The sequence below is a fragment of the Flavonifractor sp. An100 genome (assembly GCF_002161175.1).
GTDB lineage: Bacteria > Bacillota > Clostridia > Oscillospirales > Oscillospiraceae > Lawsonibacter.
In genome coordinates this window covers 17,599-42,778 of the sequence record NZ_NFMA01000008.1, presented here as the reverse complement: position 1 = coordinate 42,778, position 25,180 = coordinate 17,599, and the positions used below count along the sequence as shown (strand labels likewise).

General features: G+C 57.4%; 39 protein-coding genes. 11 read left to right on the top strand and 28 right to left on the bottom strand.

Translation table 11 applies throughout. The annotated features are described in order from the left end of the window. Positions 1-111: 111 nt before the first annotated feature. The 28 genes from B5E43_RS06320 to B5E43_RS06200 form a co-directional block, all read right to left on the bottom strand. Entirely contained in the window at positions 112-504 is a 393-nt protein-coding gene (locus tag B5E43_RS06320) for a hypothetical protein (RefSeq protein WP_087394727.1), read from the bottom strand. Between the two features lie 23 nt (positions 505-527). Then, positions 528-767, bottom strand: a complete 240-nt coding sequence (locus B5E43_RS06315) for a hypothetical protein (RefSeq protein ID WP_242964731.1) — start codon at positions 765-767, stop codon at positions 528-530. Continuing rightward, entirely contained in the window at positions 745-951 is a 207-nt protein-coding gene (locus tag B5E43_RS06310) for a hypothetical protein (RefSeq protein WP_087394725.1), read from the bottom strand. The genes B5E43_RS06315 and B5E43_RS06310 overlap by 23 nt, the downstream gene beginning before the upstream one ends. Further along, the gene (locus B5E43_RS15070) at positions 952-1,116 is read right to left on the bottom strand and encodes a hypothetical protein (RefSeq protein WP_158098981.1); all 165 of its coding nucleotides are present in this window, start codon (positions 1,114-1,116) and stop codon (positions 952-954) included. Positions 1,117-1,190: 74 nt separating this feature from the next. Continuing rightward, positions 1,191-1,637: an ASCH domain-containing protein gene (locus tag B5E43_RS06300; RefSeq protein WP_087394722.1), complete on the bottom strand. Its 447-nt coding sequence runs from the start codon at positions 1,635-1,637 to the stop codon at positions 1,191-1,193. Further along, on the bottom strand, positions 1,634-3,181 hold the full coding sequence (locus tag B5E43_RS06295; RefSeq protein WP_158098980.1) for a ParB/RepB/Spo0J family partition protein: 1,548 nt from the start codon (positions 3,179-3,181) through the stop codon (positions 1,634-1,636). The genes B5E43_RS06300 and B5E43_RS06295 overlap by 4 nt, the downstream gene beginning before the upstream one ends. Before the next feature lie 23 nt (positions 3,182-3,204). Further along, positions 3,205-3,393, bottom strand: a complete 189-nt coding sequence (locus B5E43_RS15065; protein WP_158098979.1) for a hypothetical protein — start codon at positions 3,391-3,393, stop codon at positions 3,205-3,207. Between the two features lies 1 nt (position 3,394). Continuing rightward, positions 3,395-4,591, bottom strand: a complete 1,197-nt coding sequence (locus B5E43_RS06290; RefSeq protein ID WP_242964730.1) for a hypothetical protein — start codon at positions 4,589-4,591, stop codon at positions 3,395-3,397. A gap of 8 nt (positions 4,592-4,599) precedes the next feature. After that, a complete protein-coding gene (locus B5E43_RS06285) occupies positions 4,600-5,460 on the bottom strand; it encodes an N-6 DNA methylase (RefSeq protein ID WP_087394715.1) in 861 nt (286 codons plus the stop codon). A 3-nt stretch (positions 5,461-5,463) separates the two neighbouring features. After that, positions 5,464-5,640, bottom strand: coding sequence for a hypothetical protein (locus tag B5E43_RS15060; protein ID WP_158098978.1), 177 nt, complete (start codon positions 5,638-5,640; stop codon positions 5,464-5,466). Next, positions 5,627-6,355, bottom strand: a complete 729-nt coding sequence (locus tag B5E43_RS15640; RefSeq protein WP_087394713.1) for a DNA translocase FtsK — start codon at positions 6,353-6,355, stop codon at positions 5,627-5,629. The genes B5E43_RS15060 and B5E43_RS15640 overlap by 14 nt, the downstream gene beginning before the upstream one ends. A 16-nt stretch (positions 6,356-6,371) precedes the next feature. Beyond that, positions 6,372-6,884 (bottom strand): Holliday junction resolvase RecU, encoded by a 513-nt coding sequence (locus tag B5E43_RS06275; RefSeq protein ID WP_087394711.1) that lies wholly within the window; start codon positions 6,882-6,884, stop codon positions 6,372-6,374. Continuing rightward, on the bottom strand, positions 6,881-7,063 hold the full coding sequence (locus B5E43_RS06270) for a hypothetical protein (protein ID WP_087394709.1): 183 nt from the start codon (positions 7,061-7,063) through the stop codon (positions 6,881-6,883). The genes B5E43_RS06275 and B5E43_RS06270 overlap by 4 nt, the downstream gene beginning before the upstream one ends. A gap of 4 nt (positions 7,064-7,067) precedes the next feature. Beyond that, positions 7,068-7,685 carry a cell wall hydrolase gene (locus B5E43_RS06265; protein ID WP_087394707.1) on the bottom strand — a complete coding sequence of 206 codons (618 nt, stop codon included), beginning with the start codon at positions 7,683-7,685 and terminating at the stop codon, positions 7,068-7,070. Continuing rightward, the gene (locus B5E43_RS06260; RefSeq protein ID WP_087394705.1) at positions 7,682-8,191 is read right to left on the bottom strand and encodes a replicative helicase loader/inhibitor; all 510 of its coding nucleotides are present in this window, start codon (positions 8,189-8,191) and stop codon (positions 7,682-7,684) included. Before B5E43_RS06260 ends, B5E43_RS06265 begins: the two co-directional genes overlap by 4 nt. Positions 8,192-8,195: 4 nt before the next feature. Next, positions 8,196-8,993 carry a hypothetical protein gene (locus B5E43_RS06255; RefSeq protein ID WP_087394703.1) on the bottom strand — a complete coding sequence of 266 codons (798 nt, stop codon included), beginning with the start codon at positions 8,991-8,993 and terminating at the stop codon, positions 8,196-8,198. A gap of 57 nt (positions 8,994-9,050) precedes the next feature. Continuing rightward, positions 9,051-9,563 carry a single-stranded DNA-binding protein gene (ssb, locus tag B5E43_RS06250; protein ID WP_087394701.1) on the bottom strand — a complete coding sequence of 171 codons (513 nt, stop codon included), beginning with the start codon at positions 9,561-9,563 and terminating at the stop codon, positions 9,051-9,053. Next, on the bottom strand, positions 9,553-9,792 hold the full coding sequence (locus B5E43_RS06245) for a hypothetical protein (protein WP_087394699.1): 240 nt from the start codon (positions 9,790-9,792) through the stop codon (positions 9,553-9,555). The genes ssb and B5E43_RS06245 overlap by 11 nt, the downstream gene beginning before the upstream one ends. Further along, entirely contained in the window at positions 9,785-10,168 is a 384-nt protein-coding gene (locus B5E43_RS06240; protein WP_087394697.1) for a DUF3268 family zinc-finger domain-containing protein, read from the bottom strand. Before B5E43_RS06240 ends, B5E43_RS06245 begins: the two co-directional genes overlap by 8 nt. Next, on the bottom strand, positions 10,165-10,695 hold the full coding sequence (locus B5E43_RS06235; RefSeq protein WP_087394695.1) for a hypothetical protein: 531 nt from the start codon (positions 10,693-10,695) through the stop codon (positions 10,165-10,167). The genes B5E43_RS06240 and B5E43_RS06235 overlap by 4 nt, the downstream gene beginning before the upstream one ends. Beyond that, entirely contained in the window at positions 10,680-11,342 is a 663-nt protein-coding gene (locus B5E43_RS06230) for an MBL fold metallo-hydrolase (protein WP_087394692.1), read from the bottom strand. The genes B5E43_RS06235 and B5E43_RS06230 overlap by 16 nt, the downstream gene beginning before the upstream one ends. A 12-nt stretch (positions 11,343-11,354) precedes the next feature. Next, positions 11,355-12,311 carry a recombinase RecT gene (locus B5E43_RS06225; protein ID WP_087394690.1) on the bottom strand — a complete coding sequence of 319 codons (957 nt, stop codon included), beginning with the start codon at positions 12,309-12,311 and terminating at the stop codon, positions 11,355-11,357. Continuing rightward, entirely contained in the window at positions 12,298-13,161 is an 864-nt protein-coding gene (locus tag B5E43_RS06220) for a DUF1351 domain-containing protein (protein WP_087394688.1), read from the bottom strand. Before B5E43_RS06220 ends, B5E43_RS06225 begins: the two co-directional genes overlap by 14 nt. A 3-nt stretch (positions 13,162-13,164) precedes the next feature. Next, positions 13,165-13,380 (bottom strand): hypothetical protein, encoded by a 216-nt coding sequence (locus tag B5E43_RS06215; RefSeq protein ID WP_087394686.1) that lies wholly within the window; start codon positions 13,378-13,380, stop codon positions 13,165-13,167. Next, entirely contained in the window at positions 13,377-13,751 is a 375-nt protein-coding gene (locus tag B5E43_RS06210; RefSeq protein WP_087394684.1) for a hypothetical protein, read from the bottom strand. Before B5E43_RS06210 ends, B5E43_RS06215 begins: the two co-directional genes overlap by 4 nt. Continuing rightward, positions 13,733-13,927 (bottom strand): hypothetical protein, encoded by a 195-nt coding sequence (locus B5E43_RS14875; protein ID WP_143382962.1) that lies wholly within the window; start codon positions 13,925-13,927, stop codon positions 13,733-13,735. Before B5E43_RS14875 ends, B5E43_RS06210 begins: the two co-directional genes overlap by 19 nt. A 9-nt stretch (positions 13,928-13,936) precedes the next feature. Then, a complete protein-coding gene (locus tag B5E43_RS06205) occupies positions 13,937-14,119 on the bottom strand; it encodes a hypothetical protein (RefSeq protein WP_158098977.1) in 183 nt (60 codons plus the stop codon). A gap of 60 nt (positions 14,120-14,179) precedes the next feature. Further along, positions 14,180-14,401: a helix-turn-helix domain-containing protein gene (locus tag B5E43_RS06200; RefSeq protein WP_087394680.1), complete on the bottom strand. Its 222-nt coding sequence runs from the start codon at positions 14,399-14,401 to the stop codon at positions 14,180-14,182. 175 nt (positions 14,402-14,576) lie between these two features. On the opposite strand from B5E43_RS06200, the gene B5E43_RS06195 reads away from it, so the two are divergent. The 11 genes from B5E43_RS06195 (at position 14,577) to B5E43_RS06145 (ending at position 25,174) form a co-directional block, all read left to right on the top strand. Further along, complete coding sequence (locus tag B5E43_RS06195) at positions 14,577-14,927, top strand: helix-turn-helix domain-containing protein (RefSeq protein ID WP_087394678.1); 351 nt, start codon at positions 14,577-14,579, stop codon at positions 14,925-14,927. A 240-nt stretch (positions 14,928-15,167) separates the two neighbouring features. Continuing rightward, positions 15,168-15,629 (top strand): SHOCT domain-containing protein, encoded by a 462-nt coding sequence (locus B5E43_RS06190; RefSeq protein ID WP_087394677.1) that lies wholly within the window; start codon positions 15,168-15,170, stop codon positions 15,627-15,629. Between the two features lie 170 nt (positions 15,630-15,799). Further along, on the top strand, positions 15,800-17,437 hold the full coding sequence (locus B5E43_RS06185) for a recombinase family protein (RefSeq protein ID WP_242964742.1): 1,638 nt from the start codon (positions 15,800-15,802) through the stop codon (positions 17,435-17,437). 135 nt (positions 17,438-17,572) lie between these two features. Then, on the top strand, positions 17,573-18,604 hold the full coding sequence (locus tag B5E43_RS06180; protein WP_087394674.1) for a tyrosine-type recombinase/integrase: 1,032 nt from the start codon (positions 17,573-17,575) through the stop codon (positions 18,602-18,604). Between the two features lie 197 nt (positions 18,605-18,801). Then, positions 18,802-20,262 (top strand): ParB/RepB/Spo0J family partition protein, encoded by a 1,461-nt coding sequence (locus B5E43_RS06175; RefSeq protein ID WP_087394671.1) that lies wholly within the window; start codon positions 18,802-18,804, stop codon positions 20,260-20,262. Between the two features lie 295 nt (positions 20,263-20,557). Beyond that, positions 20,558-20,899 carry a hypothetical protein gene (locus B5E43_RS06170; RefSeq protein ID WP_002584339.1) on the top strand — a complete coding sequence of 114 codons (342 nt, stop codon included), beginning with the start codon at positions 20,558-20,560 and terminating at the stop codon, positions 20,897-20,899. After that, positions 20,899-21,612: an antirestriction protein ArdA gene (locus B5E43_RS06165; protein ID WP_087385899.1), complete on the top strand. Its 714-nt coding sequence runs from the start codon at positions 20,899-20,901 to the stop codon at positions 21,610-21,612. The genes B5E43_RS06170 and B5E43_RS06165 overlap by 1 nt, the downstream gene beginning before the upstream one ends. Before the next feature lie 112 nt (positions 21,613-21,724). Further along, positions 21,725-22,147, top strand: coding sequence for a PcfB family protein (locus B5E43_RS06160; protein ID WP_180215004.1), 423 nt, complete (start codon positions 21,725-21,727; stop codon positions 22,145-22,147). Then, on the top strand, positions 22,134-23,987 hold the full coding sequence (locus tag B5E43_RS06155) for a type IV secretory system conjugative DNA transfer family protein (RefSeq protein ID WP_087394669.1): 1,854 nt from the start codon (positions 22,134-22,136) through the stop codon (positions 23,985-23,987). Before B5E43_RS06160 ends, B5E43_RS06155 begins: the two co-directional genes overlap by 14 nt. Before the next feature lie 96 nt (positions 23,988-24,083). Beyond that, positions 24,084-24,296, top strand: coding sequence for a Maff2 family protein (locus B5E43_RS06150; protein WP_002578752.1), 213 nt, complete (start codon positions 24,084-24,086; stop codon positions 24,294-24,296). Positions 24,297-24,307: 11 nt separating this feature from the next. Beyond that, positions 24,308-25,174: a CD0415/CD1112 family protein gene (locus tag B5E43_RS06145; RefSeq protein WP_007055142.1), complete on the top strand. Its 867-nt coding sequence runs from the start codon at positions 24,308-24,310 to the stop codon at positions 25,172-25,174. The last annotated feature ends 6 nt before the right edge of the window (positions 25,175-25,180 follow it).

The following is a 25,180-nucleotide window of genomic DNA, read 5'->3' as shown; positions in this document are numbered from 1 at the left end:
GCGGCCCCTCCGAAGAAGGGCCGCCTGGCTTCATAGGATTTTACGAGTTTAAGCATACCGCACATAAAGGGCGTTTGCAAGCGTCGCACCGCGTCACGCCGTTGCAACTTTTCAGGAGGACAGATAGCGGTAGCAGGCCGACTTCACGCCGTCCTCCGTGTTGCGCCCGCCGATGACAGCGGCGACCTCGCCCCAGGTCAGACAGCGGAGAAAGCGGAGCCGGAAAATCATCCGCGTCTGGTCGTTCTCGATGCTCTCCACAAATTCCGTGACGGCCGCCTCCGCCCGGTCGATCTCCTCCTTGAGATACCGAATGCGCTCCGTCATGTCGGCGATCTCCACGGCCAGGTCGCCCACCTTATCCCGGACGCCCGGCGCATGGGGCATTCCGCTCAAGTTCTGCGCTCCGGGGCAAGCCGCGGCTCGGAGGGAATCCAGGATTTCTTCGTCCCTGTTCAGCCGCTCGCGCAACTTGTAGTACTGGGACAACTCTTGTAGCGTCATTTTGGCTCACCCCCACACCATCGTTACTTCCGCTTGAATTCCTTTGCCTTCGGGCAGGTACTGAAATGGGACACATACCCGAAGCCGCTCACCCGGTCACGCTCGCCGATGAAGTCACAGCTCACGACTTTCCCCAGCGGAGTGACGACCTTGCCCGGAGCCCCCGGGCGGGCCCAGAACGGCACCGCCCCGGGGTCGCACGGCATACTCTTTCCGGCCTCGGTCTTTACCCACACGATCTCAGCGCCGCACCCGCGACACACGCTTCTTCTGCTGCTCATGGTACGCACCGCCTCCTATCGTCATTTGCTCCATCTGCCTCTGCGGGGCCTCCTCGACCGACACCACCCGCGCGTCCCCGTACCGCTCCAGGTAGAGGGCCAGGTCCTCCTTGATGCCGATGGCCTGGCCCGGCCGGGCGTTGACCTCGATGGTGATAATCAGCATTTACCTCTGCACCCCCATGAAGCTCTCCCGGACGCCCTTCTCGAATTCGACCACATGAAAGCGGCCGGCCGGGTGTACCCAGACCACCGTCCCGCGCATCGTCTGGGCGTTCTTGGCGTCGCTGTCCGAAAAGGAGATGGGCTTGCGGTAGACTACATCGCCCACCTGGACACGGCCGCCGGTCGCCGGCGCCGGGGCGGTGTGCCCCGGTATCGGCTGGGATCTCGCTCGCTTTTTCTTCATTCCAGGTTTCCCTCCCAAGTCCAGAGCCCCTGCTTCCCGGAGGCCTTCACCGGCGGGTCTACCGGGACCATCACATGAAACTCCCACGCATACCGGCCAATCGAAAAGTCACCCAGGTCCAGCTCCTGGGGCGACAGCTTTGCCCGGAAGTCCTCTGTAATCAGATTGCAACGGGTCAGAATCGCCTTTCCGACGATGGCCCCGGTAGGTAACTGGTCAAGCGCCCCAGGCCGGAGGAAGAGGCTGTCCAGCCGCTCCAGTACATCCCACCCGCTCCCTTCCCTGTCGGCGGCCAGCGCGTCGATGGTCCGACGCACCGGCCGCATGGCGGCGTGAATGGCTATGGGGCCTCGGTAGGCGGTGGCCCAGCTCCGGGTTTCATATTTCTTCTGGCCGGACACCAGCAGTGAGGCCCAGGGCTGCCAAATGGTGAGGGCCTTCATCCGTCCACCTCCTGGAACAGCTCATGGGTGCCGTCCTGGAGGGCTTTTTCTTCGTCGGACATCTCATACCCCATCCCTTGCAGCCACGCATAGAGTGCATCGAGCATGAGGTTTTCTTCGTGCTTGGGCCATTCCCATTTGTGATTGCTGTGGTACCCGTTCCCCTTGCTGTCCTGGAATATGGAATATATGACCTCTGGTATCAGAGTGTCGATGTTCATGGTGGTGATGGCTTTGATTGCGCCGGAGCGCACCTCGTCCCATTTTCCATCCGGGTCGACCCCAATGAGCTTCAGGAGGCTGCTCCTATCTGCGCTCTTGTAGAGGACAGTCGACGACACAATCCCGATTACGGCGCCGCACAGGAGTGGAGTAAGTGTCTTCCGCGAGACAGAGATGGAGCTGATGAACTTTTGCCTAAGCTCAAAGGCAACAGCAGTTTCCTCCTTGATGGCAGCGTGGGCGTTGGCGATGGCCTTTTCCCGCTCAACCTCGGCCTTGGACTTCTTTTTTTGTGCTGCCCGTTCCCGTTTCTTGTAGAAGTACAGGTTGCCCCAGTGGTCCAGGCTATAAAGTATTCCGGCCGTATCTTTGAGGCCCAAGCCGCTTTCCGGGTCCCATGTGTCAAGGTTGATGTGACTGACCGAATCGTACTTCCCGCTGTACCTGTCGCTGTCGGGGATTTCTTTCAACCCAAGGGCCTTGACCTGCTTCTTGGCGGCCGGCGTGACTTTCTTTCGGTGTTCTTCTCTGATAGCCCTGGTCACGGCACCGTCAAAATTATAGGTCCCGATGTCCTTCAGGACTTTGTTCCGCGTCTTAATATCCTCGATCTGAGCCAGCCGGTCAAAATCTGAGAGGGAAATCTGCCTGCTCGAAACCTCTTTCAACTCGTCCTGGTCCAGCTCCATCATTTTTACGCGGCGGCGCACAGTCGTCTGTGAGAAGCCGGATTTTTTTGCGATTTCCTCTACGCTTGCCCCCATATCGAGCATCATTTGGAAGCCTTGAGCCTGCTCATAGATGCTGAGGTCTGAACGCTGAATATTCTCCATAAGCATCGTCTGCACCTGGGATCGGCTATCCATATCGGCCACGACACAGGGCAGGGCCTCCAGGCCGGCCAGTTTCGCTGCGGCCAGACGGCGGTGGCCGATGACGACGGTGTAACCGCCCTCAGCTCTCGGTACTACGGTCAAATTCTGGAGGACGCCGTTGGCCTTGATGCTGTCGGCCAGCTCGGTTAGGTCGCCCAGGTCTTTCCGGGGGTTGTCGGGATGGGGGTAGAGCTGTTCGATGGGGATATAGACCAGGCCGCCGTCGGCAGTGTCATCATCGTCATCGTCACCCAGCGAAGCAAGGAGGGCTTCATCCATCCGCTCCCGATCCCGCCGGTTACGGATTTCCTCCTGGTCGTCGATGTAATAATCCTTGCGCGCATTTGCGGAGTAGTAGGGACACTCCAGCTCGGTGTGGATAAAGTCACACCTTTTCCGCTCGCATTCGACCTGCAGCGGGCAGCGGTCATTGATTGATTTTTTCATACAAGCTCCTTTCGTTGGTCGACTTATCCCTCGGCCGGGGAATTTGATGTGATGCGGTGCGTCTTGGGGTCCATGTGCCTCAGAAGCGCCTCCAGGGGCCACCGCTCCGGGCAGGTATATATCGCTTTCCATCGGTATGTGTGGACCGGCTGGCTGGTGTTTCCGAGGACATTCGGCATGGCGACCGGCTCTTTTCTCTCCAGGAAGAACATCTCACGCCTCCTTTCGGGTATATCCGTTCATGCGGCACCACCGGCGCTGGGCCTGTTTCTTTCTGGCGGTGCGGCAGTCTGAACAGAAGCGATTTTCCTTGCGCTCATAGAAGGTGGCTCCGCAGCGAGCGCAGTATTGCGGGGGTATGCGGCGGAACTCCGTGCAGGAATCGCAATCTTTGCACCCGGCGGAACACCCGCCGATGTCATCCCAGTTCATGCACATAAACCGCTGCCAGTAGGGGTCATAGCCGAGGTCGTTCATCCTCTTGCGGAGCAGTGCCGCCAGTGCGGAGAGGTCGCGCCGGACCTGCTGCCTGGTGCGCGAGATGTAGAAGCCGTGTTTGACGTCCACCTCCGGGGCTCCAGATCCCCAGGGCCCGTCACCGAGCATTTCACGCACCTTGTCCATGTTTTCGGTCAGGTAGTCGTTGTAGACCTTGGAGCGGACGCATTTCTCCGACCGGCCCACAGCTTTTCCGATGGCGGCGTAGCTGTCGCCGTTCCGAATTCCATCGGCCAGGGCTTTAAAGTCATCCGGCGTCCAGGTGCCACGCTTCCCGGTCAACTCCATTGCCACAGGGCGGTCTTTAATACCAAGGTCGCGGCAGCGGCGGGAAATCGCCCCGTGGGAGCGGTGCATCATGTCGGAAATCTCGGCATACGAATATCTGTGCTGGCTGACCAGCATTTTGAGGCGGGAGTCTTCCGCAGGTGTCCACAGGTCTTTCCTCTGGAGCGCATAGGCCTCATGGTCTTTCCGGCGCTGCTCTGGTAGCCAGTCCGGCTCCGCGCCCAGCGCCAGGGGCTCCATCTTGGAGAAATCCAGGAAAGAGCGGTTTTTCTCGGCCCATGCCCAGAACTCGTCTAAGTAGACCGCGCGGATCGTCGTCGTCCCCCGCCGCTTGTAATGCAGGGGGAAGCCCCGGTTTTCCACCCAGCTTTTCAGAAAATACTTATCCGACGACGCCCCGAAGCCGAGCGCGCGGGACAGCTGGTGCAGGGTGATGTACTCTCCGCTCTCCAGGTAGGGCGGAAGCCCCAGCCGGTTTACCCTTACCAGAATGGCGTTTTTGGTGCGGTTCAAGTGGCGGCATATCCCGTCGACCGTTACGGTGCCCCAGCTCTCCCGGAGATAGTTTTCTTCCTCCGCCGTCCACGTCCTTTTCCCAAGCGGCGGCGATGCGTGCATTTTCATCCCTCCCATCAAAACAGTGTCAGCTGGCCGCCCTTGCCCTCGGACAGGGCAGGCCCATTTGTGCCTGGCGGCTCCGGGGCCGGCGTTTCCGCCTGGCCTTTCGGAGCCGCCGTGAACAGTAAGCAATCCATCTGCACCCACAGCCGGCGCCAGTGCCAAACGTCCCGGAAGTACATGGGTGTGTACCAGACATTTGGGCCGTCGCGAGGAATGAGTCCGCGAGGGTCAATCCCCGTTATGGGGTGAGAGATGCTGTCGTCTATGACCACATACCCAGGGCAGCCCATAAGGCTCAGCTGGATATAGCACATCATCCCGGCCAGGAAGTCGATGTCCTGGGCCACGAACAGCACCGACGTCTGGAAGTTGATGTCGTTTCCAGGGCGGCGGCACTCGTTGGCAAAGGCAATCAGCAGGGCCCCTGCGCCGCAGGCCGGGTCATTGACGGCCACCCATCCCCTCTGCTCGATGCGCGCCTTGAGATCGTCGCTGTAGGTCATGCCGGACATCGCCCGGCACACGGAGTATGGGGTAAAGAACTGCCCCTTCCACTCGTTGCTGAGGCCGAGGGCCATAAACAGCTCCCCGAGGAGGTCTTGGTCGGGCTCTCGCTCCATTTCCATAGCCACCTCCGCCAGCATCTGCGCGAATACCTCCAGCTCCTTCGAGGAGTACCGGGAAGCGTGCTCCATGTACTCGCGCTCGCGGGCCTCTCGGTGAGGGCCACCCAGGACGTTCGCGATGCTGATGGCGGACATGATGATGAAGTCCTGCCACACTTCCCACCTGGAGTAGCGGCCGCACAAGCCGTCCAGCAACTTGACGATATTCTTTTGGCACTCACCACGGAGACGGATGGCCTTTCCCATGGCTTACCCCTCCGCTTCCGGCACGCTGCTGGTGGCCTTCGCCTGGATGGCAGCCTTGGTCTTGGCGATGACAGACTTGACGCCCGCATCGAAGCCGCGCTGGTAGACCGTCTGGAGATATTTCTCCATCTGGGTCTTGTCCATGTGTTTCACGGCTTTGTAGTCCTCACGCCTCATCATCGCTCTCGCCCTCCTCGCCGTCATCGTCATCGGGGAGGTCGCTGGGGAGCACCTCTCGCGGGTCGGAGCCATTGTAGGGGCCGACCACGCCCAGGCGCTCCAAAGCATCCAGGAGGCGGGCAGCCTTGGCATAGCCGATGTTCATGCGCCGCTGCAAGAGGGCCGTGGAGGCCTTGTTCTCGCCCCGGACGATGCGGGTAGCCTCCTGGATGTCCGGGCCATCCTCGTCGAGCTCCTCGTCCCCGGGGATCTCGCCGTCGTCTTCGTATTCCTCCAGGGGCTCGGCGCCCTCCGGCATGGGCGGGGCCTCGCTGTCGTCGGCCTCGTCCTCGTCGATGACGGGCATTACGCCGGGGCGCAGGGCGTTCTTCTCCATCACATCCCGGAAGAAGTACTGCTGCCAGTAAGCGATCATCTTCACCAGGACGTTCTCGATTTTCCCCCGGAGGGTCTTGCTGATGGTGAAGGTGCCGCCGGTGACCTTCGTCTCCAGCACCCCGTCCTCGAAGATCCAGGTCATGGAGGCATCCGGGCTCCGATAGCCGACCTCCTCGACATTCTCCAGCATGGAAATCTGTGCGTCCATGCCCTGCACAGGCTTGATGGTGAGGGTGATGGGGTAGCGGTCTTTGATGAAGCGGAAAACAAGGTCGTGCTCGTCGCAGAGGCCCTGCAGCTTCTTCTTTTGGGCCTCGTACATGGAAATCTCGCTCATAGTAATCTCCTTTCTTTCAGTCGAGCAGCTGCAGCGTGGCGTTCCACGCCGTATGTACTCGGTATTGCTCCAGGTCGGCCTCAGTGACGTACTTGCGGCCGAAAAGCTCTTTCATGGCCCTCCATGCGGGCCAGGGGATGCGGTAGACTTCGCCGGAGCCGAAGCCGGCCAGAACATAGCACCGCGCCCCCAGGCGCTCGTGCCGGTCCAGGTACTCGCCCTGCTCCCGCTCCACGCGGTCCTGCTCCATCCGGTCCTTCGCCGTGAATTTCGCCTCGAACATGACAGTTCGGCCGCCCTTGATGGTCCCCTTGTAGTCGGGCTGGGCCTTCTTCTCGAAGAAAGCGATGAACTTTCCGTTGCCCAGGTTCTTCGTCGGGCGCATGGGCTCGGGAGTCTTTTCGATGATGGCGTACCCACGGTCGCGGTAGTAGGCAAAGGAGGCGTCCAGGCGCTCCTCGAAGTGCTTGCCCTTGGCCTTGCTGATTTTCCCCATCAGCTGGCGGCGGGGGTCCTTTTCCTTGGTCATTCGATGTAGCCTCCCAGATAACATCCGCCGGCGAAAAGCCCAAGCCCCAGGAGCGTCATCCAAAAGATTTCCCGGAGGTCAAGGGTGCCGGTATCGCTTCCGCCGGCCGCCCCAAGCATGAGGAATAATCCGGCACAGGCCACGATCCCGCAGATAGTTCGGAATTTCTTTGCTCTCATGAACTCACCCCCAGACATAGGCATAACAGAACACATGGCCGCCGATCTTGCCCCACACCCGGTCATTCTCTCCGTTCCGGGAGAAGAACACCACATCGACCGGCAGGATGGACGGGCCGTACAGCGCCGCGTCGATGGCGTCATACTGGGCCTGTCCCGGCTCGGCCGCAGACAGGAGGCCGATGGTGGAGAACTGTGGCACCGCAGTACCCTCCCCCTGGTGCAGCACCTCGCTCACACTGTCCGGGAAGTCCGGGGAAACCACCCTGTTCAAGACGACCTCGGCCACCGCCTGCTGTCCCTCGGCCGGCTCTCCACGAGCCTCCAGGTAGATGATCGCCGCCAGCTCGTCGCGCTCTGCCTCGGTCATGGTGACATCCGCATATCGGGCCACTACCATCGGCGTCGGCTCCGGGGTCGGGATGGCCTCCACGACATAGGTAGGCTCCGGCCGCAATACAGCCGTTTCCTGGGGCGCTACCTCCGGGGTGGTAGATACCTCGCCCGCCACCGGCTCCGCCCATATACGGGCGATTACCAGCGTTGCAACGACCGCCAGGAGCAGCACCAGCGCGATGCGTTGCGCCCAGGCCCGGCGGCGGTAGCTTTTTCTCGTTCTCATGGACTCAACTCCTTCTTTTTCCCGGAGGTCAGCCGCGCCACCGCCCCGGGCACTTCTTTTCGTATCAGCTTTTCGTACATATCCCGGAACTCGTAGTAGTTCCAGCCCCCTTCTCCCTTGGTGGCGAACTTCTCCACGCCGCCCAGGGCGTCAATCACGGCCTTAACATCGCTGTTTGGGGGTAGCCTTTGATACCATTCCTGCGGCGACTTATCCAGCAAGCGGGAGAACTTGATATCGTTCCACTCCAGGTCGATGCGCGACCTGATTTCCTGCTGGACGTTGTCTGCCTTTTCCTTGAACTCTGCGATAGAGGGCGGGAATTTGCACTCGCGGCATAGCCGGATAACAGCCTGCTGGCCCAGCCAGAAGTCCACATCAGAGAGGCAGGCTGTCCAGAGCTCGATGGTCGGCCCCAGTTTGGCGACGCCGCCCTTGAACATTTCAGCGTTGGGCCACGCAAGGAGCATGACGCTGAAGATCTCCGTCATTTCCTTCTTGGTCACAACATCACCCCTCGCCGAATAGCTCGTGGAGCTCCCGCAGATCCTCCGCGGCGCCCTGGGACGCGCTTTTCCTCGTGCCGCCCGCTGGAGCCGGCGTCCGCTCAAGTCCCCAGCACCCCTTGCTGCATTTCCGAATGACGAGGTTCCAGTCCTTCCACTTGTTCTTATTGCCGGTGGTCTGGGCGGCCTCGTCGACATAGGTAATGCAGCGGGCCAGCTCGTCCGGCCCCAGGTCGCGGGTGAGGCGGTCCATCTCCTCGTCGGTAAGGCGCACCCATCCGTACTGGCCGCGCTTGTGGCGCACCTGCCTTTCCGGGGTAGTCTCGGCGCCGTCGCCGCCTTTCCTGGGTGGGGGAGGTGGCTCGCTGCCCGCCGGCGGATGGTCGGCCCAGTATTCATAGGGGACACTCACGCTGTCCCGCTCGTTGTAGCGGTCGGCCAGATACTCCCTGAAGCTGTCACACTTCACCGTCCGAATCTCGGCCAGCAGGGGCTTATCCAGCTTTTCCGAGGCGTTCCAGTTGTAGCGATACCAGTTGAGCACCAGGAGCTCCTTCGTGGGGGCGCTGTATCGGATGACATTGTGCGCCCCATCCAGCCGCTTCAAGAGCCGCTCCACGGTGTCGGTGTTGTACCCCAGCTCATGGGCAATCTGCTTGATGCTGACCTCGTAACAGCCGCAGAGGTTGGTGTGAGGATTGGTCAGGCACCAGAGGTATGCGTACTTGTCCTCCGGCGTGAAATCATCTTCCACCTTGCCGTCCATCCAGAAATTTGTGCTGATAAGGCGTCCCTTTGCCACACTTGCGTCACCTCCTTTTGGTGGCGGGCCGCCGCCCAAAGGGACGGCCCGCACAGGTCAGAACGGGAGCTCCCCGTCATCGTCATCTCCCAGCTCCGTGAAGTCTCCACCGCCGTAGTTGGATGGCGGATAGCCTCCGGCTGGCGGGCCAGACCGCCCAGCCTGGGGCGGTGCATAGCCTCCGCCATACCCGCCGCCGTAGGCGTCCTGGGGGTAACCGCCCTGGTAGCCCCCGCCTCCGTCCCCGTCCTTCTTGGAGTCCCCGAAGTACACGTTGTCGGCGACGACCTCAGCCGAGCGGCGCTTGTTCCCGTCCCGGTCCTGCCAGGGACGGATCTGCAGCCGCCCCTCCACCACGGCCATGCGGCCTTTGGTGAAGTACCGGGACACGAACTCCGCGGAATTGCGCCAGGCCACCACGTCGATAAAGTCGGTCTCCTTCTCCCCGTTCTGGTTTTTGAAGTCGCGGTCGACCGCCAGGGAGAAAGAGGCGACGGCCGTGCCGCTCTGGGTATGGCGGAGCTCCGGGTCGCGGGTCAGCCGGCCCATGATGATGATTCTATTGAGCATCGCCCTCTACCTCCGGCTTGCCCAGGAGCACCTTGTTCCGGGCTTTCTTGATGGAGTCCAAAACGGTGCCGACGGCATACTTGTTTTCGCCCAGGATCGTGGCCTCCAGGACGTCGCGCTCCGCCTCGGCCCGCACCAGCTCCTCAAAGCGATCCTGCGGCACCAGCACGAAGCCAGGCTCCAGGCACAGCTGCGCCAGCAGCTCCTCGGGGCTTCTCTTTTCATCCATGTGAGCTTCCTCCTCTCGTTTCGTTCTCGATGATATGGATGGCCTTGCGACACTGCGCCACATCAAACATTCCGATATGGGTCTGCTCCACGGGCAGGCCCATCTTCTGGGCCAGCCAGCCATAAGCCGCGTTGCGGTGGCCGCGGAAACGGCCCCGCTGCCACAGGGGATCGAAAACGGCGTGGGCCCGCTTCTTCCAGTAGCGGAGCTCCGCGTTGGCCAGCCGACCCAAGGGCTTATCGGTGCCCTTATGAACGCCGACGTAGGCCATGCAATTCCGGCAGAGGTACATCATGCCGTAGCTCTTGCCGTAGACGACCTTGCTGTCCACATACTCGGCCTGCCGGCCGCAGTAGTCGCAGTAAACTTTTCTCATTCCTTATTCCAGTCCTCCTTGTACCGGGCCAGCTGCTCCGGGGTATCGGTGTCGATGCCAAGGGCCTTGGCCTCAAAGATTGCGCCGTCGATCAGACGGGCCATCTCCTTGGTATCGAGGGTGTGGGTGCGCTTGTAGAACAGATAGCAACGGTACTCCTTGCCCTCCAGAGTCATAGTCTTGTAGCATCTGGTGTAGGGGTAGAACTCGTCCATATTGGCCGACACTGGGAGCATTGCGCCCAGAGTGTTGCCATCCTCGTCCTTGGCGAGAGCCCCATACTCGACCACCAGCGACCGCTTTACCTCGTCATCGCCGAGGCTCCGGGCCTCGGCGATCTTGTTGACGAGTACATGAAAATAGGCGTTGGCGTCTTTGCTCCGAGGCTCCCGCCATTTCTTGATTTCCACATTGACATCGACATCCTTCATGGCATCGAAGTCTCCTCGGAAGTCACGAGTGACAGTAATGGTGATGTGCTGCTCGCCGTGGGCGCCAAAGGTCAGGTCTTTCAGTTTTCCTCGCATTCCTCACCCTCCTCGTCCACATGGCAATGCAGATAGACATACTCTCCTCCCGGGCCGATATTGCGATAAATGAAGCTGTCGCACTTGGCCTTTGACAGATGGTTTCGCATGGCGTGTACCTCATAGGCATATTTGCCAGCCGCCTTTTTCTCCGCTATCTTTGCTTGGATGATTTCGTCCTCGTAGTTGGCCTCGACCATGTAGAGGTCGTAGTGCCTCGCGGTGATACCATTGAGATTGTTGGTGTCGGTTGCATAGAAAACCTTTCCCGCGGGAAAGTGGATTTTGTATCCGCAATTCGGCACATTGTGGGTCAATCGGACCGGGATAATGTTGCAGATTCCGTATCCGTACATCGTACCCGGCGAGAGGATGTCGATGTTCTGCGGCGGTACTTCTGCTTCAACCAAAGGGGCAGCGAGCCAGCGACAGCAGGCGAAACGCAGCATAGGGCGCTCAGCAGAGAGTTTTCGCAGTGTGGGCGGCCGGAAGTGGTCACTGTGAATGTGGGTCAACAGCACCAGCTTCAACGACTTGGCAAACGGCTCTACAGCTTTGTAGGGAACGCCGCAGTCTACGAGAACGGAACCGTTTATGACCACGGCATTCCCCTGAGAGCCAGTGGAAATGATTTGGTACGGGATCATGTTCCGCCCCTCTTACAGTTCAGACAGATCCACCTGCGGGATGACCTCTGTCGCCTCGGGCTGAGTGAGCTGAGCTATCTCCTCCGGGGTGGTGACAATCTCGTTGCCGTCGCCGATGGCGGCGAATTTGGCGTCCTGGACAAAGGCCCTCTGGAGCTCGGTAGACATTACGCCCCACCGGGAGATAAGCTGACGGAGCATGGTCTTCTTTGCCATGTCGTCAAAGTTCTTGTACCAGAAGGAGGAATATTTCCACATATCCTTGTCTGCGATCTCACCGGCCATAATTTTCTTGTGGGCCTCAGCGGAATAGGCGGGAGAATAGGTATCTGCGTGACTCATCATTTTCTGCTTGCTCCAGAAAATGACCTTGCGGAAGCCGTTAAGGTACTCGAAAAAGGCCATGTAGCCGATCACGGGCAGGGTCTCTCTGGCATCGTCGTCCTCAACGAACTTAAAGCGAGGCTTGCCGGTGTTGGGATCTTTGCCGAGATACTCACCCTCTTTGATCTCCATGACATCGAGGTCGGCATAGTGGCCGCTACGGAGGGCGAGCTGGATGTAGCCTTTGTAGCCAAGGACGAACTGGGCTTTCTTTTCGGTGACAGCCAGCCACTTGCCGTTGGCATCCTTCACATGGTTTCCCTCGTCATCCAGCACCCACAGGTTTTTGCCATCAGGCCCCTTGACCTTGCACTCAAAGGGGACAAGATAATACTGGCCGAGCTGAGGAGAGGGAGAGAGATTCAGGCTTTCGCCGAGCAGGGCGCCGGCAAGGATCGTCCCGGCATCACAATCCTGCAACATGGGATTGACGGCGACAGCCGAGGTGATGGAGGCCACAAACCGCTTAGACCGCTCGGGATCGCCGAGGGTGTTGTTGATAAGATTTTTGTAGCCGTCCGTAGTGATGGCAACCGAAAACTTCGGTTTTTGTCTCACAGGGAGTGGGCGATTAGAGTTGCTCATATTCAAATCCTCCATCGGTCAAAAATTGCTTCAGCGCACGGAGTTGGTCGATGGTTCCTGTGACCTTGAACGCAGTCGAGAAGATCTGATTGTGTTCCTTTTCTTCTTCGGGGGGCATCACAGCAGCGGGCGGTGCCATGACGGGCTCCTCCGCAACAACGGCTTCGACCTTTTTTGCTGCCTGATCACGGGCTTCCGCTTGCTCTGCGGTAGCTTGTCTACGCTCCCGCTCAGCCGCCATCGCCTTATGTCGCCGGTCAACAGTAGAGATAGCACGAGGAAGATCGAGGTCACGGAGATACTCGACCAAGATTTCGTCGCTTCGCTCCTGCGTTGAGATGATTCTGAGCTCCCCGCTGACTCGATCCAGAAAGGCCTTTGCCGCGGTCTTGAGTGATTTTTCGGATGCGCTGAGAGTAATGTTGATGCCTGCGGCATAGAACGGAACATACTCTGCGCTGATTCCGAGGCTCTGCCGGTACTCTTCAAAGTAGGCCTTAACCTTTTCAGCCTTCTGTCGTTTCAGGCCGGTCTCAACCTCGTCAATGCGAGCCTTCAGCTTGGCATCGGCATCACGATAGATGTCAGCAGCACACTCTTTGTAGACTTTCTCAAAGGCGTCATAGGGAGCCATGATAGCCGCCTTGACCTCCTTGCGCCGCGCTTCGAGTTCGCCAAACTCCCTGTTAAGGACAGTGCGAGCCTCTTTCACGGATTGCCTGGTCTCCTCTGTGCAGGCCATAGAAAGGGCCTCTCCGACTCGTAACTCCACATTCTGCTTGATCTGGCGGAGCTGGTCTTCGATGACAGGGAGCTGCCGGACTACGATAAGATTCTCATTGTTCTGCATTTACTACTCCTCTTCGGGGAAGCAGCCTTCCGCTTCCCATGCGTCCTTGGTTTCCACGCACACATCGCAGCCGACGTATGCGCCGTATCGGTCTTTGTAGATGGTTTCGCACTCCTCGCCGCAGATGGGGCAGCGGGGGTAGCGGGGCTCCTTTCCGTCCGGGTAGCCGGTGCGCTCCAGGTTTTGCACGACCGGGTGATCCGGCAGGTCATAGTTCACGCTTCCACCTCCCCGGCAAGATACTGGCGCACCAGGGCGGTCATGAGCTCCTGGGCGGTGGCATATCCATCGGCTTTCATGCGCTGTTGCAACGCCTCCATATCGGCGTCCTCCAGGCGGCAGGTGATACGGCCCGTCAGCCGGTGGCGGTCTTTCTTCCGCCGGCTGGCCTTGGTGCCGCCAGGGGCGAACTTCTCATACAGCGCCCTCATGGCGTCCGGTCGGAGGGAGATCCCGTAGTCATCGCCGTTCTCGCACTTGCTCTGCATAGTCTTGTCGTACTTGGGGTAGAGCCCCTGGACGACGGCCACCATGTCGCGGGCCGGCAGACCCAGCTCAATGCGGAGGCTTCTCAGTTCATTGTCCGGCATGGCATTACCTCCAGCCCTTGACTTCCAGCCGACAGGCTGATAGACTGGGCTTGTGTCCATTTGCGTGAGGTCGTTCCCGTGGCAGCGGGGGCGGCCTCTTTTTCTGTCTCCCGGCAGTCGCACAGCTCTCCGGGGTCGAGGTGCGCACCGCAGCGGGAGCACACTTTGAAATACATGAGGGAATATCAGCTCCTTTCGTTTTTTTGGCCTGCGGCCTTCGCCGCCTTTCGCCGCGCGGTTTCCGCGTCCAGCATTTCGCGGCCGCCCGGCTGCCTGAGGATGCTCTCGGTAAGCTCAATGGCCGCCATCGCCGCGATCCTCACGGCGTGCTCCGGGATGTCCGTCACCGTGAAGTCGAGCTGGGCCACGCCGCCCGTCGACCGCTCTCGGTACAAATCATCACCCCTTTTCCACGCATTTGTCGCACGCTATGCGACTACCTGACTAAAAAAAATCGCCAGCGCGTCCTCGGCAGTCAGATGCAGCGCGGAAACAATGGCGTTCGCGTCCTTGACGAGCATAGTTTCCCCGTTATTGCTTAACTTCCGATAGAGCGTGGCCCGGTCAACACCGATTTTTTCAGCCAGGGCGGAGACGGTCATCCCGTTTTCAACGATTTTACCCTTGAGCTTGTTCACATTGACGTTCATCGTTGCACCTCCTCTCATTCGCGTCCCATGCGACACTTGCATATTACCACCTGCTCACCGGCCTGTCAACACATTTTTCGCGCTTGACGCGAAAAATTTTATAAAAGTCGTCTTTTGGTGTTGCAAATATGCGATTTCAATGGTAGAATGGTGGTCGTGCAGGAGGTGCTACAAGATGTCTACAATCGGCAGCAGAATTCGTCAAAAGCGCCAGGAGCTCGGTATGTCCGTTGACGAGCTGGCGGCTCGGCTCGGGAAAAACCGGGCTACCGTCTACCGCTATGAGAGCGATGATATTGAGAACTTTCCCATATCCATCATCGGCCCCTTGGCTGAGGCCCTGCAGGTTTCCCCGGCCTATTTGATGGGCTGGATAGAAACAGAGCAGCCCGCCACCAAGGATGATGACGGGCTGGCAGAGATCGTAAAGATTTTCACTGCGCTTTCTTCTGAAAATCGCGCCAAATTGCTTGAACTGAGTCGCCTTTATTTAACCTCCCAGAGCAATACCGAAGGAAAGCAATAAAGTCCTCGCCGCCGTCGCCACCCTCGGCACGGAGGGCGCGCTTTGCGACCAAACCCATTTCACAGCAAGCCTGGTATTCAGTTTCTTTCATGTTTGGTCAGCTCCTTCAAGTTGAATTGCTGCCGGCAGTGTCACCATTATAGCAAATCATACAGATTTTTGCTGGAAAAGATATAAAATCACTTATGACGGACTTCGACGCGATTTTTTGAGTCGCGACATGAAGCGGGAGGATGGAATATGTCGGAATACGATATTACCCTGCCCTGCATGAACGGCTTTACGCTCCACGCAAAAGGGCAAAATCTGATTGTTGCAACGAAGCGCGGCGAGGAGATTTTCCCCATTTCCAAGATCCAGTCTTTCGCGCTTAAAGAGCCCAGAGGATTAAGTCAAGGGACAGTTACGTTCCGCACGGCGCAGGCCGCGACCGCCGGAGTAAGTCTCGGCTTTGGCTTCGGGGCTTCAATCGGAGCAGAAAAGAACTTCTTTTACCAAAAGCGGGATCTGGGGGCGGCGCTGGCGCTTCGGGATTATGTCACCAGCTATGAGGAGAGGCAGCGTTCTGCCGATGATACCGCCGCCGGAGCGAAGGTTGTATCTGTGGTCGAAGAAATCCGAGGGCTGAAAGGTTTGCTGGATGACGGAATTCTGACTCAGGAGGAATTCGACGCAAAGAAGCGTCAGTTGCTCGGCTTGTAGGTATGCTATCGATACCGTATGGATAGGGTATGGATACTCGCGCGCACACGCGCGCGACGCGCCTATATCTACTCTCTATCTCTATCCCTATACCTACACCTGTTCTAAATCTAAACCTCTAAAGCCAGTCTTAGGAAAGCTATCGGTAGAAGGAGGTGACGCCGGTGGTCATGAAAAGGGGCGCTACTCTCCAGGAGCAGGAGGACGGCGTCATCTATGCCAGATACAGCAGCCACTCCCAAAAAGACGCCAGCATTGAGCAGCAGATCAAGGAGTGCCTGGCCTATGCAAAGAGCCAGGGCATCCGCATCGTCGCCACCTACTCCGACCGGGCCATAACAGGAAAGACCGACCGGCGCGCCGACTTCCAGCGAATGATGCGCGATGCCGAAAAAGGGAAGTTCCGCTATGTAATCGCCTGGAAGTCAAACCGCATGGGCCGCAATATGCTTCAGGCCATGATGAACGAGGCCAAGCTGAACGACCTTGGAATCCGGGTGCTTTACACCGAGGAGGACTTCGATGACACCGCGGCCGGCCGCTTCGCCCTCCGATCCATGATGAACGTCAACCAGTTCTATTCCGAGAACATGGCCGAGGACATCAAGCGCGGGCTTTACGACAACGCTTCCAAGTGCAAAATCGCAAACGGCGGCCTCCCCCTCGGTTACAAGAAGGGCGAGGATATGCGGTACGCCCTCGATCCCCCGAAGGATGAGATCGTCCGGGAGATCTTCGGCCGGGTGGCCTGCGGGGAGCCTTTCGTTGACATCGCCGCAGATTTGAATGCCAGGGGCATAAAGACCAGCAGGGGAGGCCAGTGGGGGAAGAACAGCTTCCACGCCCTGCTCACCAACGAACGATACACCGGCGTCTACATCTACGGGGACATCCGCATTGAGGGCGGCGTCCCCCAGATCGTGGACAAGGGCCTTTTCCTTCGGGTGCAGGAGGTGTTGAAAACGAAGAAGAATCCACAGGGCCGCCACCGGACAAACGGGGAGTACCTGCTTACCGGGAAGCTGTTTTGCGGCCATTGTAAGAGCCCGATGGTCGGAATATCCGGGACAGGCAAGAGCGGGAAACTGCATTACTACTACATCTGCCAGAAGAAGCGGATGGAGAAATCCTGCGATAAGGCCACCGTGCGCCGGGACACCATAGAGCGGGAGGTCGCCCGGGCGATCCGCGACTACATCATGCGGGATGACGTCCTGGAATGGCTGGCAGAAAGCGCCATGAACTTCGCCCGTGAGTATCGGGAGCAGACCTGCGTGGGGACGCTGGAGGCCCAGCTCGCCGACAATAAGCGGGCCACGAAGAACCTGCTGACTGCCATCGAGCAGGGGATCATCACCCCCACCACGAAGGAGCGGCTGCTGGAGCTGGAGCGGGAGCAGGCCATCCTTGTCTCCCGGCTGGCCGAGGAACAGGCCTCGCTCCTGGACTACTCCAGGGACGACATCATATCAGCGATGTCCCTGTATCGGAACGGCGACGTCGAAAACAAGAGCTACCAGGCGAAGCTGTTCGACGCCTTCCTGGTGGCCGCGTATCTCTACGACGACCACTTCAAGCTCGAATTTAATATCACTGGGAAGAAAAACCTTGTAGATGTCCCGCTGGATGCCTCTCTTGTGGACAGCATAGAAAGCAACGCTCCCGCTGGGTGTTCGTATAAAGTCTCTTTTGGTCCACCACAATACCGTACATTTAGTTCGATTAACAGAGCTAAATGTACGGTATTTTTTACTTTTTTAAGTTATTTAATGATTTTGGTAGATACTGTGGTAGATATTGACTGCTAAAATGCTGGTTTTCAGGGCCTTCTCTCCTGGTGCAAAAGAAAAAATGGTGGAAGGCATCCACAGCAAAAATTTCGTTTTTCTGTCCTAAAGTTTTTTGAGGTAAGGCGATAAAATAGCTTCCAAAGGAGGGATACGATGTCACGAAAGAGAATCGAGCGCAATATTTCGTACGACAGTGAGCGCAAAAGATATTATGCGAACTTTGATTTTGGAATCGATCCGACCTCGGGCAAGCAGATCAAGCGTACGAAAACCTTTTCCAGGCTTTCCCAGGCCAGATCAGAACTCCGCAAACATGAGTCAAGCCGAGATGTAGGGCAAATGGTTTTGCCCAAAGACATCACCGTAGGCCAGTGGCTCCAAACCTGGTTAAATGATGTTGTCAAGCTCAGCCGTGAGTCTACTACTGTTTATACATATCAAAAAATGGTCGACAACCATATCGCTCCAGCTCTTGGCGGTATCTTACTTCAAAAGCTGACTCCACAGCATCTGCAACGCTACTATGCGGAAAAGATCCGTGGGGGAAAAATCAGTTCTAACACCGTACGGAAGCACCACGACCTCATGAACGCCGCTTTTCGAGTTGCCGTGAAACAAGGTCTGATTCTTTCTAACCCAGCCAATCGTGTGGACCCTCCAAAAGTAAAACGGCCCGAAATACATTTTTATTCTCTGGAGGAATTACAGACCCTCCTGAAGCTGTCATACGGAACCAGAATAGAGGTTTTGGTTAAACTTGCGGGCTTGCTTGGCCTTAGAAGAGAGGAGATCGTTGGGCTAACTTGGTATCACGTCGACTTTGAAGCCAAAAAAATCGAGATTGTCGAGGTCAGGACTTCTGCTGGGACTCAAATCGTTACTAAAGCTCCTAAGACGGAGAGCTCGAAGCGACTTCTTTATATGCCACCTGCGGTTGAAGATGCTCTCCTTCGAGAAAGAGAAAAACAGGCCCATTACAAGCAAATCCTAGCTGACAGCTACTACGATAGCGGCTACGTCTTTACCTATGAGGACGGACGGCCTCTCCGCCCAAATTATGCCTCTGATCTTTTTACGAAGTTCGTAAAAGCAAACGATCTGCCTCCACTAACTCTACACGGCCTTCGGCACTCCTTTGCCAGTATCGCAAACTCAAAAGGCATACCTATGATTGTTTCTTATTAGGAACACTGTAAATACAAGGCTTTTCGGGGCCTGCAATCCGAAAAAAATAATATTTGATCTATCACATTACGCAGAAAGCCGTCCAGGTGCTATCTTGGGCGGCTTTTTTGCGTGGATAGACCGGAAGGAGGCAGAAAAATAATTACAGAAATTTAATCCTCAAAATTGTGCAACTTTCACGAAAAGGAGGTTAGTGAATGGCAGATGAAAAACTGAACACGGGCCCCGAGGCGCAGAAAACCGAAGAGGCCCCCGCGCCCGCTGTGGGTGATCCGGCCCACGGGGAGGCCGTCGTTCCCGAACACCCGCCGGAACAGGCCGGGCCTGCCGAGCCCGGCGATGTGGTAATCTCTGCGGAGCAGATTGACGCGCTCATGGCGGAAAAGCGGCAGGCGGCCAGGGCCGAGGTGGAAAAGGCAGAGGCATCCCGTGAACAGGAGTCCGGGGCTTCTGCGCCGGAGCGTCCTGCCGCTGAAAGCGAGAAAGCTGAAAAGCCGCGCCGGGGCCGTCCCCCTAAGTCTGATAAGACGGAGCGCACCGGGCCGGAGGCCGAAAAGGAGCCTAAAAAGGCCGGGCCCCGCAAGGGCCGCCCATCTAAGGCTGACAAGGCGGCTCCCGACAAGACCCAGCCGTCACAACGAGACAAATTGTCCCGAAGTGGCGGGAAAGCTCCCGAAGCTCCTGTTCCCCCGGATGCAGGAAAGGATACGCCCGCAAAGGAGGCCGCTCCCCCGGAGCAAGGTGTGACGGAGCCGGCTGTGCCGCCCCGTCCTGTGGAGGAGGGAAAGCTGGTCTATCTGAAACTTTCCGAACTCCATCCGTTCCATACATTCCGTCCCCATCCGTTCAAGGTGCGGGACGATGCCAAAATGCAGGAAACCGTGGCATCCATCAAGCTCAACGGCGTTATGGTGCCCGGCCTTGCCCGCCCGGAAAAGGACGGAAACGGCTATGAGATTGTGGCAGGCCATCGCCGCTGCCGTGGCAGCGAGCTGGCTGGGCTGGAGGAAATGCCCTTTATTGTCCGGGATATGACCGACCACGAGGCGGTGGAGGCCATGAAGGACAGCAACAAGCAGAGGGATCAGACGCTCCCCAGCGAACTGGCCGCCCTTTTGGATCTGGAGGTAGAGGACATCAAGCACCAGGGCTCCCGGCTGAAAAATGTGGCCGAGGGCGATGTGGGGAAACGCTCGGTTGAAATCGTGGGCGAGGCGCATGGCATGAACTATAAAAAGGTCATGCGGTATCTGCGCCTTAACCACCTTGTCCCGGAGCTCATGGATAAGGTGGACGATAAAAAGATGGGCTTCATGCCTGCGGTGGAGCTTTCCTATATCAAGCCGAAAAATCAAAGGCTGATTGCCGTTTCCATTGACGGGGAACAGGCGTCCCCCTCTCTGGCCCAGGCGAAACAGCTCCGGGAACTGGATAAGGAAGGCAAGCTCAACGGCGATGTGATTGACGGCATATTAAGCGAAAAGAAAAAGGAGGATCGCGGCGTGATTATTTCGATGGCCGAACTGGAGAAATATTTTGGCAAGGAGGCCACTCCCGCCAAAATGAAGGAGCAGATCATGACTTTGCTGGACGAGTGGAAGGAGAAACAGCCGCCCGAGCTGGCAAAGGCTCCGAAAAAGATGGAAAAAGACAAGTAACCCGACCACACTTCGAGACAAATTGTCCCGAGGGGCCCCGCCCCTCCTGCAGAGGGCTCTGTGGTGATATATCCCCCGTCGCCGCCTATATTCCTGCACAGCCGGGAGTGGGCCGTCAAGGGTGCAACGCACCGCCGCTTGCGGCGGCCTGCCCTTGACGGTCTGCCCCGGCTGTGTTACTTCCAGCGGCGCGGCGGGGGCATATATCCTCCAGAGCCGCCCCCTTTCCCATGACTGGGAAAGGGCGGGGGGATTGGGCTGAAGTATCTTTCTTCAAAGAACGGAGGTTTTGACAATGAAACGGCCACTTGCTTATATTACCGCCGGATGGCTTGGCGGTGACAGTGAAAACGCAGAACAGGCGGCCCGCTACTGCCGGGCGGTGTATGAGGCGGGCTTTTCGCCCATCTGTCCTACCCTGTATCTGCCCTTGTTCCTCAATGATGCAGTGCCGGAGGAACACAAAAGCGGCATTGACATGAGCCGCGACCTGCTCCGCCGCTCCCATGTACTGGTGGTCTGCGGCCATACCATGACCGAGGCCATGAAAAACGACATCGCCGTTGCCCAGCGGCTGGGGATTACTGCTACCACCCTTGAGGGCATCCTTACCGTCAAGGGACAGGGCCGCCGCTGATGGCGGCCCTTTTCGAAGCCTACATCACGAACCTGGGGAAATATAACGAGGGCGAGCTTGTAGGAGAAACGCTGAAATTCCCCACTACCACGGAGGAGGTGCAGGCGCTCCTAAAGCGCATCGGTGTGGATGGTGTGCGGTATGAGGAGTTTTTCATTACCAGCTTTGACGGGGATGTGCTGGGGCTCTATGACTATCTGACGGAATACGAAAATCTTGACGAGCTCAACCATCTGGCCTGCCTACTTTCCGAACTGGATCAGAGCGATTTGGAGAAATTCGAGGCTGTGATTGACAGCGGCGAGCACACTTCCAGCGTGGCCGACCTAATCAATCTCACGCAAAACCTGGACTGTTTTGAATTTTATCCCGGTGTGGGGGACGATGAAACGCTGGGCCGCATCTATGTGGAGGACATGGAGGCCATTGATGTGCCGGAGCATTTGCTGAATTATTTTGACTATGAGGCATACGGGCGTGATATTCGGATTAACGAGGATGGTCACTATGCCCCCGGAGGCTATGTGCTGAATAACGGTGGGAAATTCATCGAGCACTACCACGGGATCGAGGACATCCCCGCCGAGCACAGAGTTTTCTCCTATCCGAAACTTTCTATCCGGGAACAGATGGCGGCCTACAAGGAGATTATTGACGGTTCCTCTTTGGAAGGCTATCGGAAACTTTCTAATAAGGAGCGTGAGGAACGATAGACGGCACTTCGAGACACTTTGTCCCGAGGTGGCCGCCGGAAAGGAGGCGGTATAACTGATTGATGAAGATGTTTCCCGGCGTACCATAGCAATTTCTGTCCGGGCCAGCAAGCTGACGGCGCGGGGCCTTGCCTATGTGCTGGGGGCTGTGGGCCGGAAGATTCGCAAGGCTTACCGGGAACACCAAACGCCCCACGGCAGGCAGAGCGTGAAAAAGCTCATGGGACACGGCGCGGCTACAAACAGCATTGAGCTTTCCGGGGACACGAAGGCTTTTGACCGGGTGGCCCGGAAGTGGAATGTAGACTATGCCTTTTATAAAACCGGGCCGGACAAATACCTGTTGTTTTTCAAGTCGGGGCAGGCGGATGCGATCACCGCCTGCTTTTCTGAATACTCGCGGAAGGTGCTGAATAAATCCAAATCCCGCCGCATCCCCATCCGGGAACAGCTTAAACAGGCGGCGGATCAGCTTGCGAAGGAAAAGCCCCGCAAGCGGGAACGGGTAAAGGAGGCGGTTCGTGAGGACAGATAGCATCAAAAAATATGTACTCCCCAACATCCCCTATCTGTTTGTGCTGTGGGCCTGCTTAAAGCTGGGGACGGCTTACCGTTTGGCCGCTGGCGCGGATTTCGCCCATAAGCTCATGGGGCTGGGGCAGACCATCGGCCCGGCCTTTGCCGACTTTGCGCCGGGGCTCAATCCCTTTGACTGGCTCATCGGCATTGTGGGTGCGGTGGGCTTCCGCCTGCTGATCTACTTCAAAAGCAAGAACGCAAAGAAATTCAGACGGGATGAAGAATACGGATCGGCCCGCTGGGGCACCGAAAAAGACATCAAGCCCTTTATCGATCCGAAGTTCGAAAACAACATCATTTTGACCGGGACAGAGTTTCTTACTATGAACACCCGCCCGAAAAACCCGGCCAACGCCCGCAACCTCAACGCCTGCGTGATCGGCTCGTCCGGCTCGGGCAAAACCCGCTTCTGGCTCACTCCACAGATTTTGCAGGCCAGCGCGGATAAAAACGGCGGATGCAGCTATGTGTGCGTAGATCCGAAAGGCGGGGTGCTCTCCCAGGTGGGCTCTTTCTTACAGCGGCGCGGGTATCGGATCAAGGTGTTCAATTCCATTGATTTCACAAAATCCATGCACTATAATCCGCTGGCCTATATCAAGAATGAGGCCGACATCCTTAAATTTGTGGATGCGCTGATTTCCAATACCAAAGGCGAGGGCAAGGAGGGCGATCCGTTTTGGACGAAAGCGGAAACGCTTTTATACTGCGCTTTGATTGCCTATATCATTTTCGAGGGCCCCGCCGAGGATCGGAACATGAATACGCTGGTGGACATGATTTCCGGCATGGAAGTAAAGGAGGACGATGAAAACTACTTAAACGCCGTGGACTATATGTTCAAAGGGCTGGAAAAGCGCAAGCCGGACTGTTTTGCGGTCAAGCAGTACCGCAAATATAAGTTAAGTAGCGGCAAAACCGCGAAAAGCATTTTGATTTCCTGCGGGGCCCGCCTTGCGCCCTTTGACATCCCCCAGCTCCGGGAGATTATGTCCTATGACGAGATGGAGCTTGACCGCATCGGGGATCGGAAAACGGCGGTGTTCTTTATCATTTCGGACACCACGCAGACCTATAACTTTCTTGTGGCGCTGGCCTTTTCGCAGATGTTCAATCTTCTGTGTGAACGGGCCGACAATGTTTTCGGAGGCCGCCTGCCCCACCATGTACGGGTGCTGTGGGACGAGGCGGCCAACACGGGACAGGTGCCCCAGCTCGAAAAAATCTGCGCGGTAATCCGTTCCCGCGAGGTATCGCTGACGCTCTTTTATCAGCAGTTGGCGCAGTGCAAGGCCATTTACGATAAACACGCGGAGACAATTCTCGGAAATATGGACAGCGTGGTATTCCTGGGAGGCCGTGAGGCCAGCACCATCAAGGAAATATCGGAAAACTGGCTGGGGAAAGCCACCATCTCCATGCAGACCGACAGCCGCTCCCGTGGGCAGTCGGAAAGCTACAGTCAAAATAACCAGCGGGTGGGCCGGGAGCTGATGACACCCAGCGAGCTGGCTACCATGCCCGGGGATAAGTGCATTTTACAGCTTAGGGGCCTGCCCCCGTTCTACTCCCCGAAGTATGATCTGAAAAAGCACCCGAATTATAAATACACGGCTGAGGCCGACAAACAGAAAAACGCTTTTGACCTCGACAAGCTCATCAACCGCCGCAGGCGGCCAGGGCTTAACGAGGCGTGTGAGATGTATGAGGTGGCTGTGCCGGACGATGCGCTCACGGAAGAGGACGAGGACATCCTCAACTATGACGACATCGACGATCCAGACGCCTTTGCATAAATGAGCTTTGGGACAAAGTGTCCCGAAGCTGTAACCTGCCGCCAGTGATGGCGGCTTTTTTCATGGCCGGGGAACACCCGGAGAAATGGAGGCTCTATGCAGTTCTTTTCTTCCGCTATTGATACTTTGCAGACTCTCGTTGTTGCGCTGGGCGCTGGTTTGGGCGTGTGGGGCGTTGTCAACCTCCTGGAAGGTTATGGTTCCGACAATCCAGGTTCCAAAAGCCAGGGCATGAAGCAGCTCATGGCGGGCGGCGGCATCATCCTGCTCGGCACTACGCTGATCCCTCTGCTGTCCGGCCTGTTTTAAGGTAGCGGCTTATGGGATTTCTCACCGACTGGCTGACCGACTGGCTCAAAAGCCTGCTCATTGAAGGCATTTTAGGCAATCTGAGCGGCCTGTTTGATACGGTAAACGCCCGAGTCGGGGAGATTGCGGGAGAGGTGGGAACAACCCCGGCGGCATGGAACGCCGGGGTTTTCTCCCTTATCCGCCAGATTTCCGAAACGGTAATTTTACCGATTGCCGGGTTAGTCCTAACCTATGTGGCGGTGTACGAGCTCATTCAAATGCTCATAGACCGCAATAATTTACACGACATCGACACTTGGATGTTTTTTAAGTGGATTTTCAAAACGGCGGCGGCCATCCTGATCCTCTCCAACACATTCAATATCGTCAACGCGATTTTTGATGTGTCGCAGAGCGTGATTGCAAGCTCGGCGGGGGTGATCCAGGGTTCTACGGACATTTCGCCGGATATGCTGGCGGATTTGGAGGCCACGCTGGAAACAATGGGGCTGGGCTCCCTTTTGGGCCTGTGGCTCCAGTCGATCTTTATCGGTTTTACCATGACCGCGCTGAATATCGTGATTTTCGTTCTGATTTATGGCCGTATGCTGGAAATATATATGCTGACCAGTTTAGCGCCCATCCCGGTGGCTACCCTGTCCAACCGAGAAATGGGGAGCATGGGGCAGAATTATCTGAAGTCCCTGTTCGCCATCGGTTTCCAGGGGCTTTTAATCCTGCTGTGCGTGGGCATCTATGCGGTGCTCATTCAAGGGATTGCCACAGGCGGAGATCCCATCGGCGCAATATGGGGAGCTGTGGGCTATACAGTTCTGCTCTGCTTTATGTTGTTCAAAACCGGAACGATTTCAAAAAGCATCTTTGGAGCTCATTAAAGAAAG

Bases quoted from the DNA above. Each gene is read 5' to 3' on its own strand.
- B5E43_RS06170 (WP_002584339.1), top strand. From the start codon at position 20,558: ATGAAACGGCCACTTGCTTATATTACCGCCGGATGGCTTGGCGGTGAC.
- B5E43_RS15060 (WP_158098978.1), bottom strand. From the start codon at position 5,640: ATGATGAGGCGTGAGGACTACAAAGCCGTGAAACACATGGACAAGACC.
- B5E43_RS06190 (WP_087394677.1), top strand. From the start codon at position 15,168: ATGTCGGAATACGATATTACCCTGCCCTGCATGAACGGCTTTACGCTC.
- B5E43_RS06240 (WP_087394697.1), bottom strand. From the start codon at position 10,168: ATGAGAAAAGTTTACTGCGACTACTGCGGCCGGCAGGCCGAGTATGTG.
- B5E43_RS06270 (WP_087394709.1), bottom strand. From the start codon at position 7,063: ATGAGAGCAAAGAAATTCCGAACTATCTGCGGGATCGTGGCCTGTGCC.
- B5E43_RS06290 (WP_242964730.1), bottom strand. From the start codon at position 4,591: ATGAAAATGCACGCATCGCCGCCGCTTGGGAAAAGGACGTGGACGGCG.
- B5E43_RS06150 (WP_002578752.1), top strand. From the start codon at position 24,084: ATGCAGTTCTTTTCTTCCGCTATTGATACTTTGCAGACTCTCGTTGTT.
- B5E43_RS06320 (WP_087394727.1), bottom strand. From the start codon at position 504: ATGACGCTACAAGAGTTGTCCCAGTACTACAAGTTGCGCGAGCGGCTG.
- B5E43_RS06300 (WP_087394722.1), bottom strand. From the start codon at position 1,637: ATGAAGGCCCTCACCATTTGGCAGCCCTGGGCCTCACTGCTGGTGTCC.
- B5E43_RS15640 (WP_087394713.1), bottom strand. From the start codon at position 6,355: ATGAGCGAGATTTCCATGTACGAGGCCCAAAAGAAGAAGCTGCAGGGC.
- ssb (WP_087394701.1), bottom strand. From the start codon at position 9,563: ATGCTCAATAGAATCATCATCATGGGCCGGCTGACCCGCGACCCGGAG.
- B5E43_RS06195 (WP_087394678.1), top strand. From the start codon at position 14,577: ATGTCTACAATCGGCAGCAGAATTCGTCAAAAGCGCCAGGAGCTCGGT.
- B5E43_RS06295 (WP_158098980.1), bottom strand. From the start codon at position 3,181: ATGAAAAAATCAATCAATGACCGCTGCCCGCTGCAGGTCGAATGCGAG.
- B5E43_RS06285 (WP_087394715.1), bottom strand. From the start codon at position 5,460: ATGGGAAAGGCCATCCGTCTCCGTGGTGAGTGCCAAAAGAATATCGTC.
- B5E43_RS06180 (WP_087394674.1), top strand. From the start codon at position 17,573: ATGTCACGAAAGAGAATCGAGCGCAATATTTCGTACGACAGTGAGCGC.
- B5E43_RS06175 (WP_087394671.1), top strand. From the start codon at position 18,802: ATGGCAGATGAAAAACTGAACACGGGCCCCGAGGCGCAGAAAACCGAA.
- B5E43_RS06165 (WP_087385899.1), top strand. From the start codon at position 20,899: ATGGCGGCCCTTTTCGAAGCCTACATCACGAACCTGGGGAAATATAAC.
- B5E43_RS06200 (WP_087394680.1), bottom strand. From the start codon at position 14,401: ATGAACGTCAATGTGAACAAGCTCAAGGGTAAAATCGTTGAAAACGGG.
- B5E43_RS06275 (WP_087394711.1), bottom strand. From the start codon at position 6,884: ATGACCAAGGAAAAGGACCCCCGCCGCCAGCTGATGGGGAAAATCAGC.
- B5E43_RS06210 (WP_087394684.1), bottom strand. From the start codon at position 13,751: ATGCCGGACAATGAACTGAGAAGCCTCCGCATTGAGCTGGGTCTGCCG.
- B5E43_RS14875 (WP_143382962.1), bottom strand. From the start codon at position 13,927: ATGTATTTCAAAGTGTGCTCCCGCTGCGGTGCGCACCTCGACCCCGGA.
- B5E43_RS06220 (WP_087394688.1), bottom strand. From the start codon at position 13,161: ATGCAGAACAATGAGAATCTTATCGTAGTCCGGCAGCTCCCTGTCATC.
- B5E43_RS06235 (WP_087394695.1), bottom strand. From the start codon at position 10,695: ATGCGAGGAAAACTGAAAGACCTGACCTTTGGCGCCCACGGCGAGCAG.
- B5E43_RS06265 (WP_087394707.1), bottom strand. From the start codon at position 7,685: ATGAGAACGAGAAAAAGCTACCGCCGCCGGGCCTGGGCGCAACGCATC.
- B5E43_RS06245 (WP_087394699.1), bottom strand. From the start codon at position 9,792: ATGGATGAAAAGAGAAGCCCCGAGGAGCTGCTGGCGCAGCTGTGCCTG.
- B5E43_RS06230 (WP_087394692.1), bottom strand. From the start codon at position 11,342: ATGATCCCGTACCAAATCATTTCCACTGGCTCTCAGGGGAATGCCGTG.
- B5E43_RS06225 (WP_087394690.1), bottom strand. From the start codon at position 12,311: ATGAGCAACTCTAATCGCCCACTCCCTGTGAGACAAAAACCGAAGTTT.
- B5E43_RS06310 (WP_087394725.1), bottom strand. From the start codon at position 951: ATGCTGATTATCACCATCGAGGTCAACGCCCGGCCGGGCCAGGCCATC.
- B5E43_RS06185 (WP_242964742.1), top strand. From the start codon at position 15,800: ATGAAAAGGGGCGCTACTCTCCAGGAGCAGGAGGACGGCGTCATCTAT.
- B5E43_RS06145 (WP_007055142.1), top strand. From the start codon at position 24,308: ATGGGATTTCTCACCGACTGGCTGACCGACTGGCTCAAAAGCCTGCTC.
- B5E43_RS15065 (WP_158098979.1), bottom strand. From the start codon at position 3,393: ATGTTCTTCCTGGAGAGAAAAGAGCCGGTCGCCATGCCGAATGTCCTC.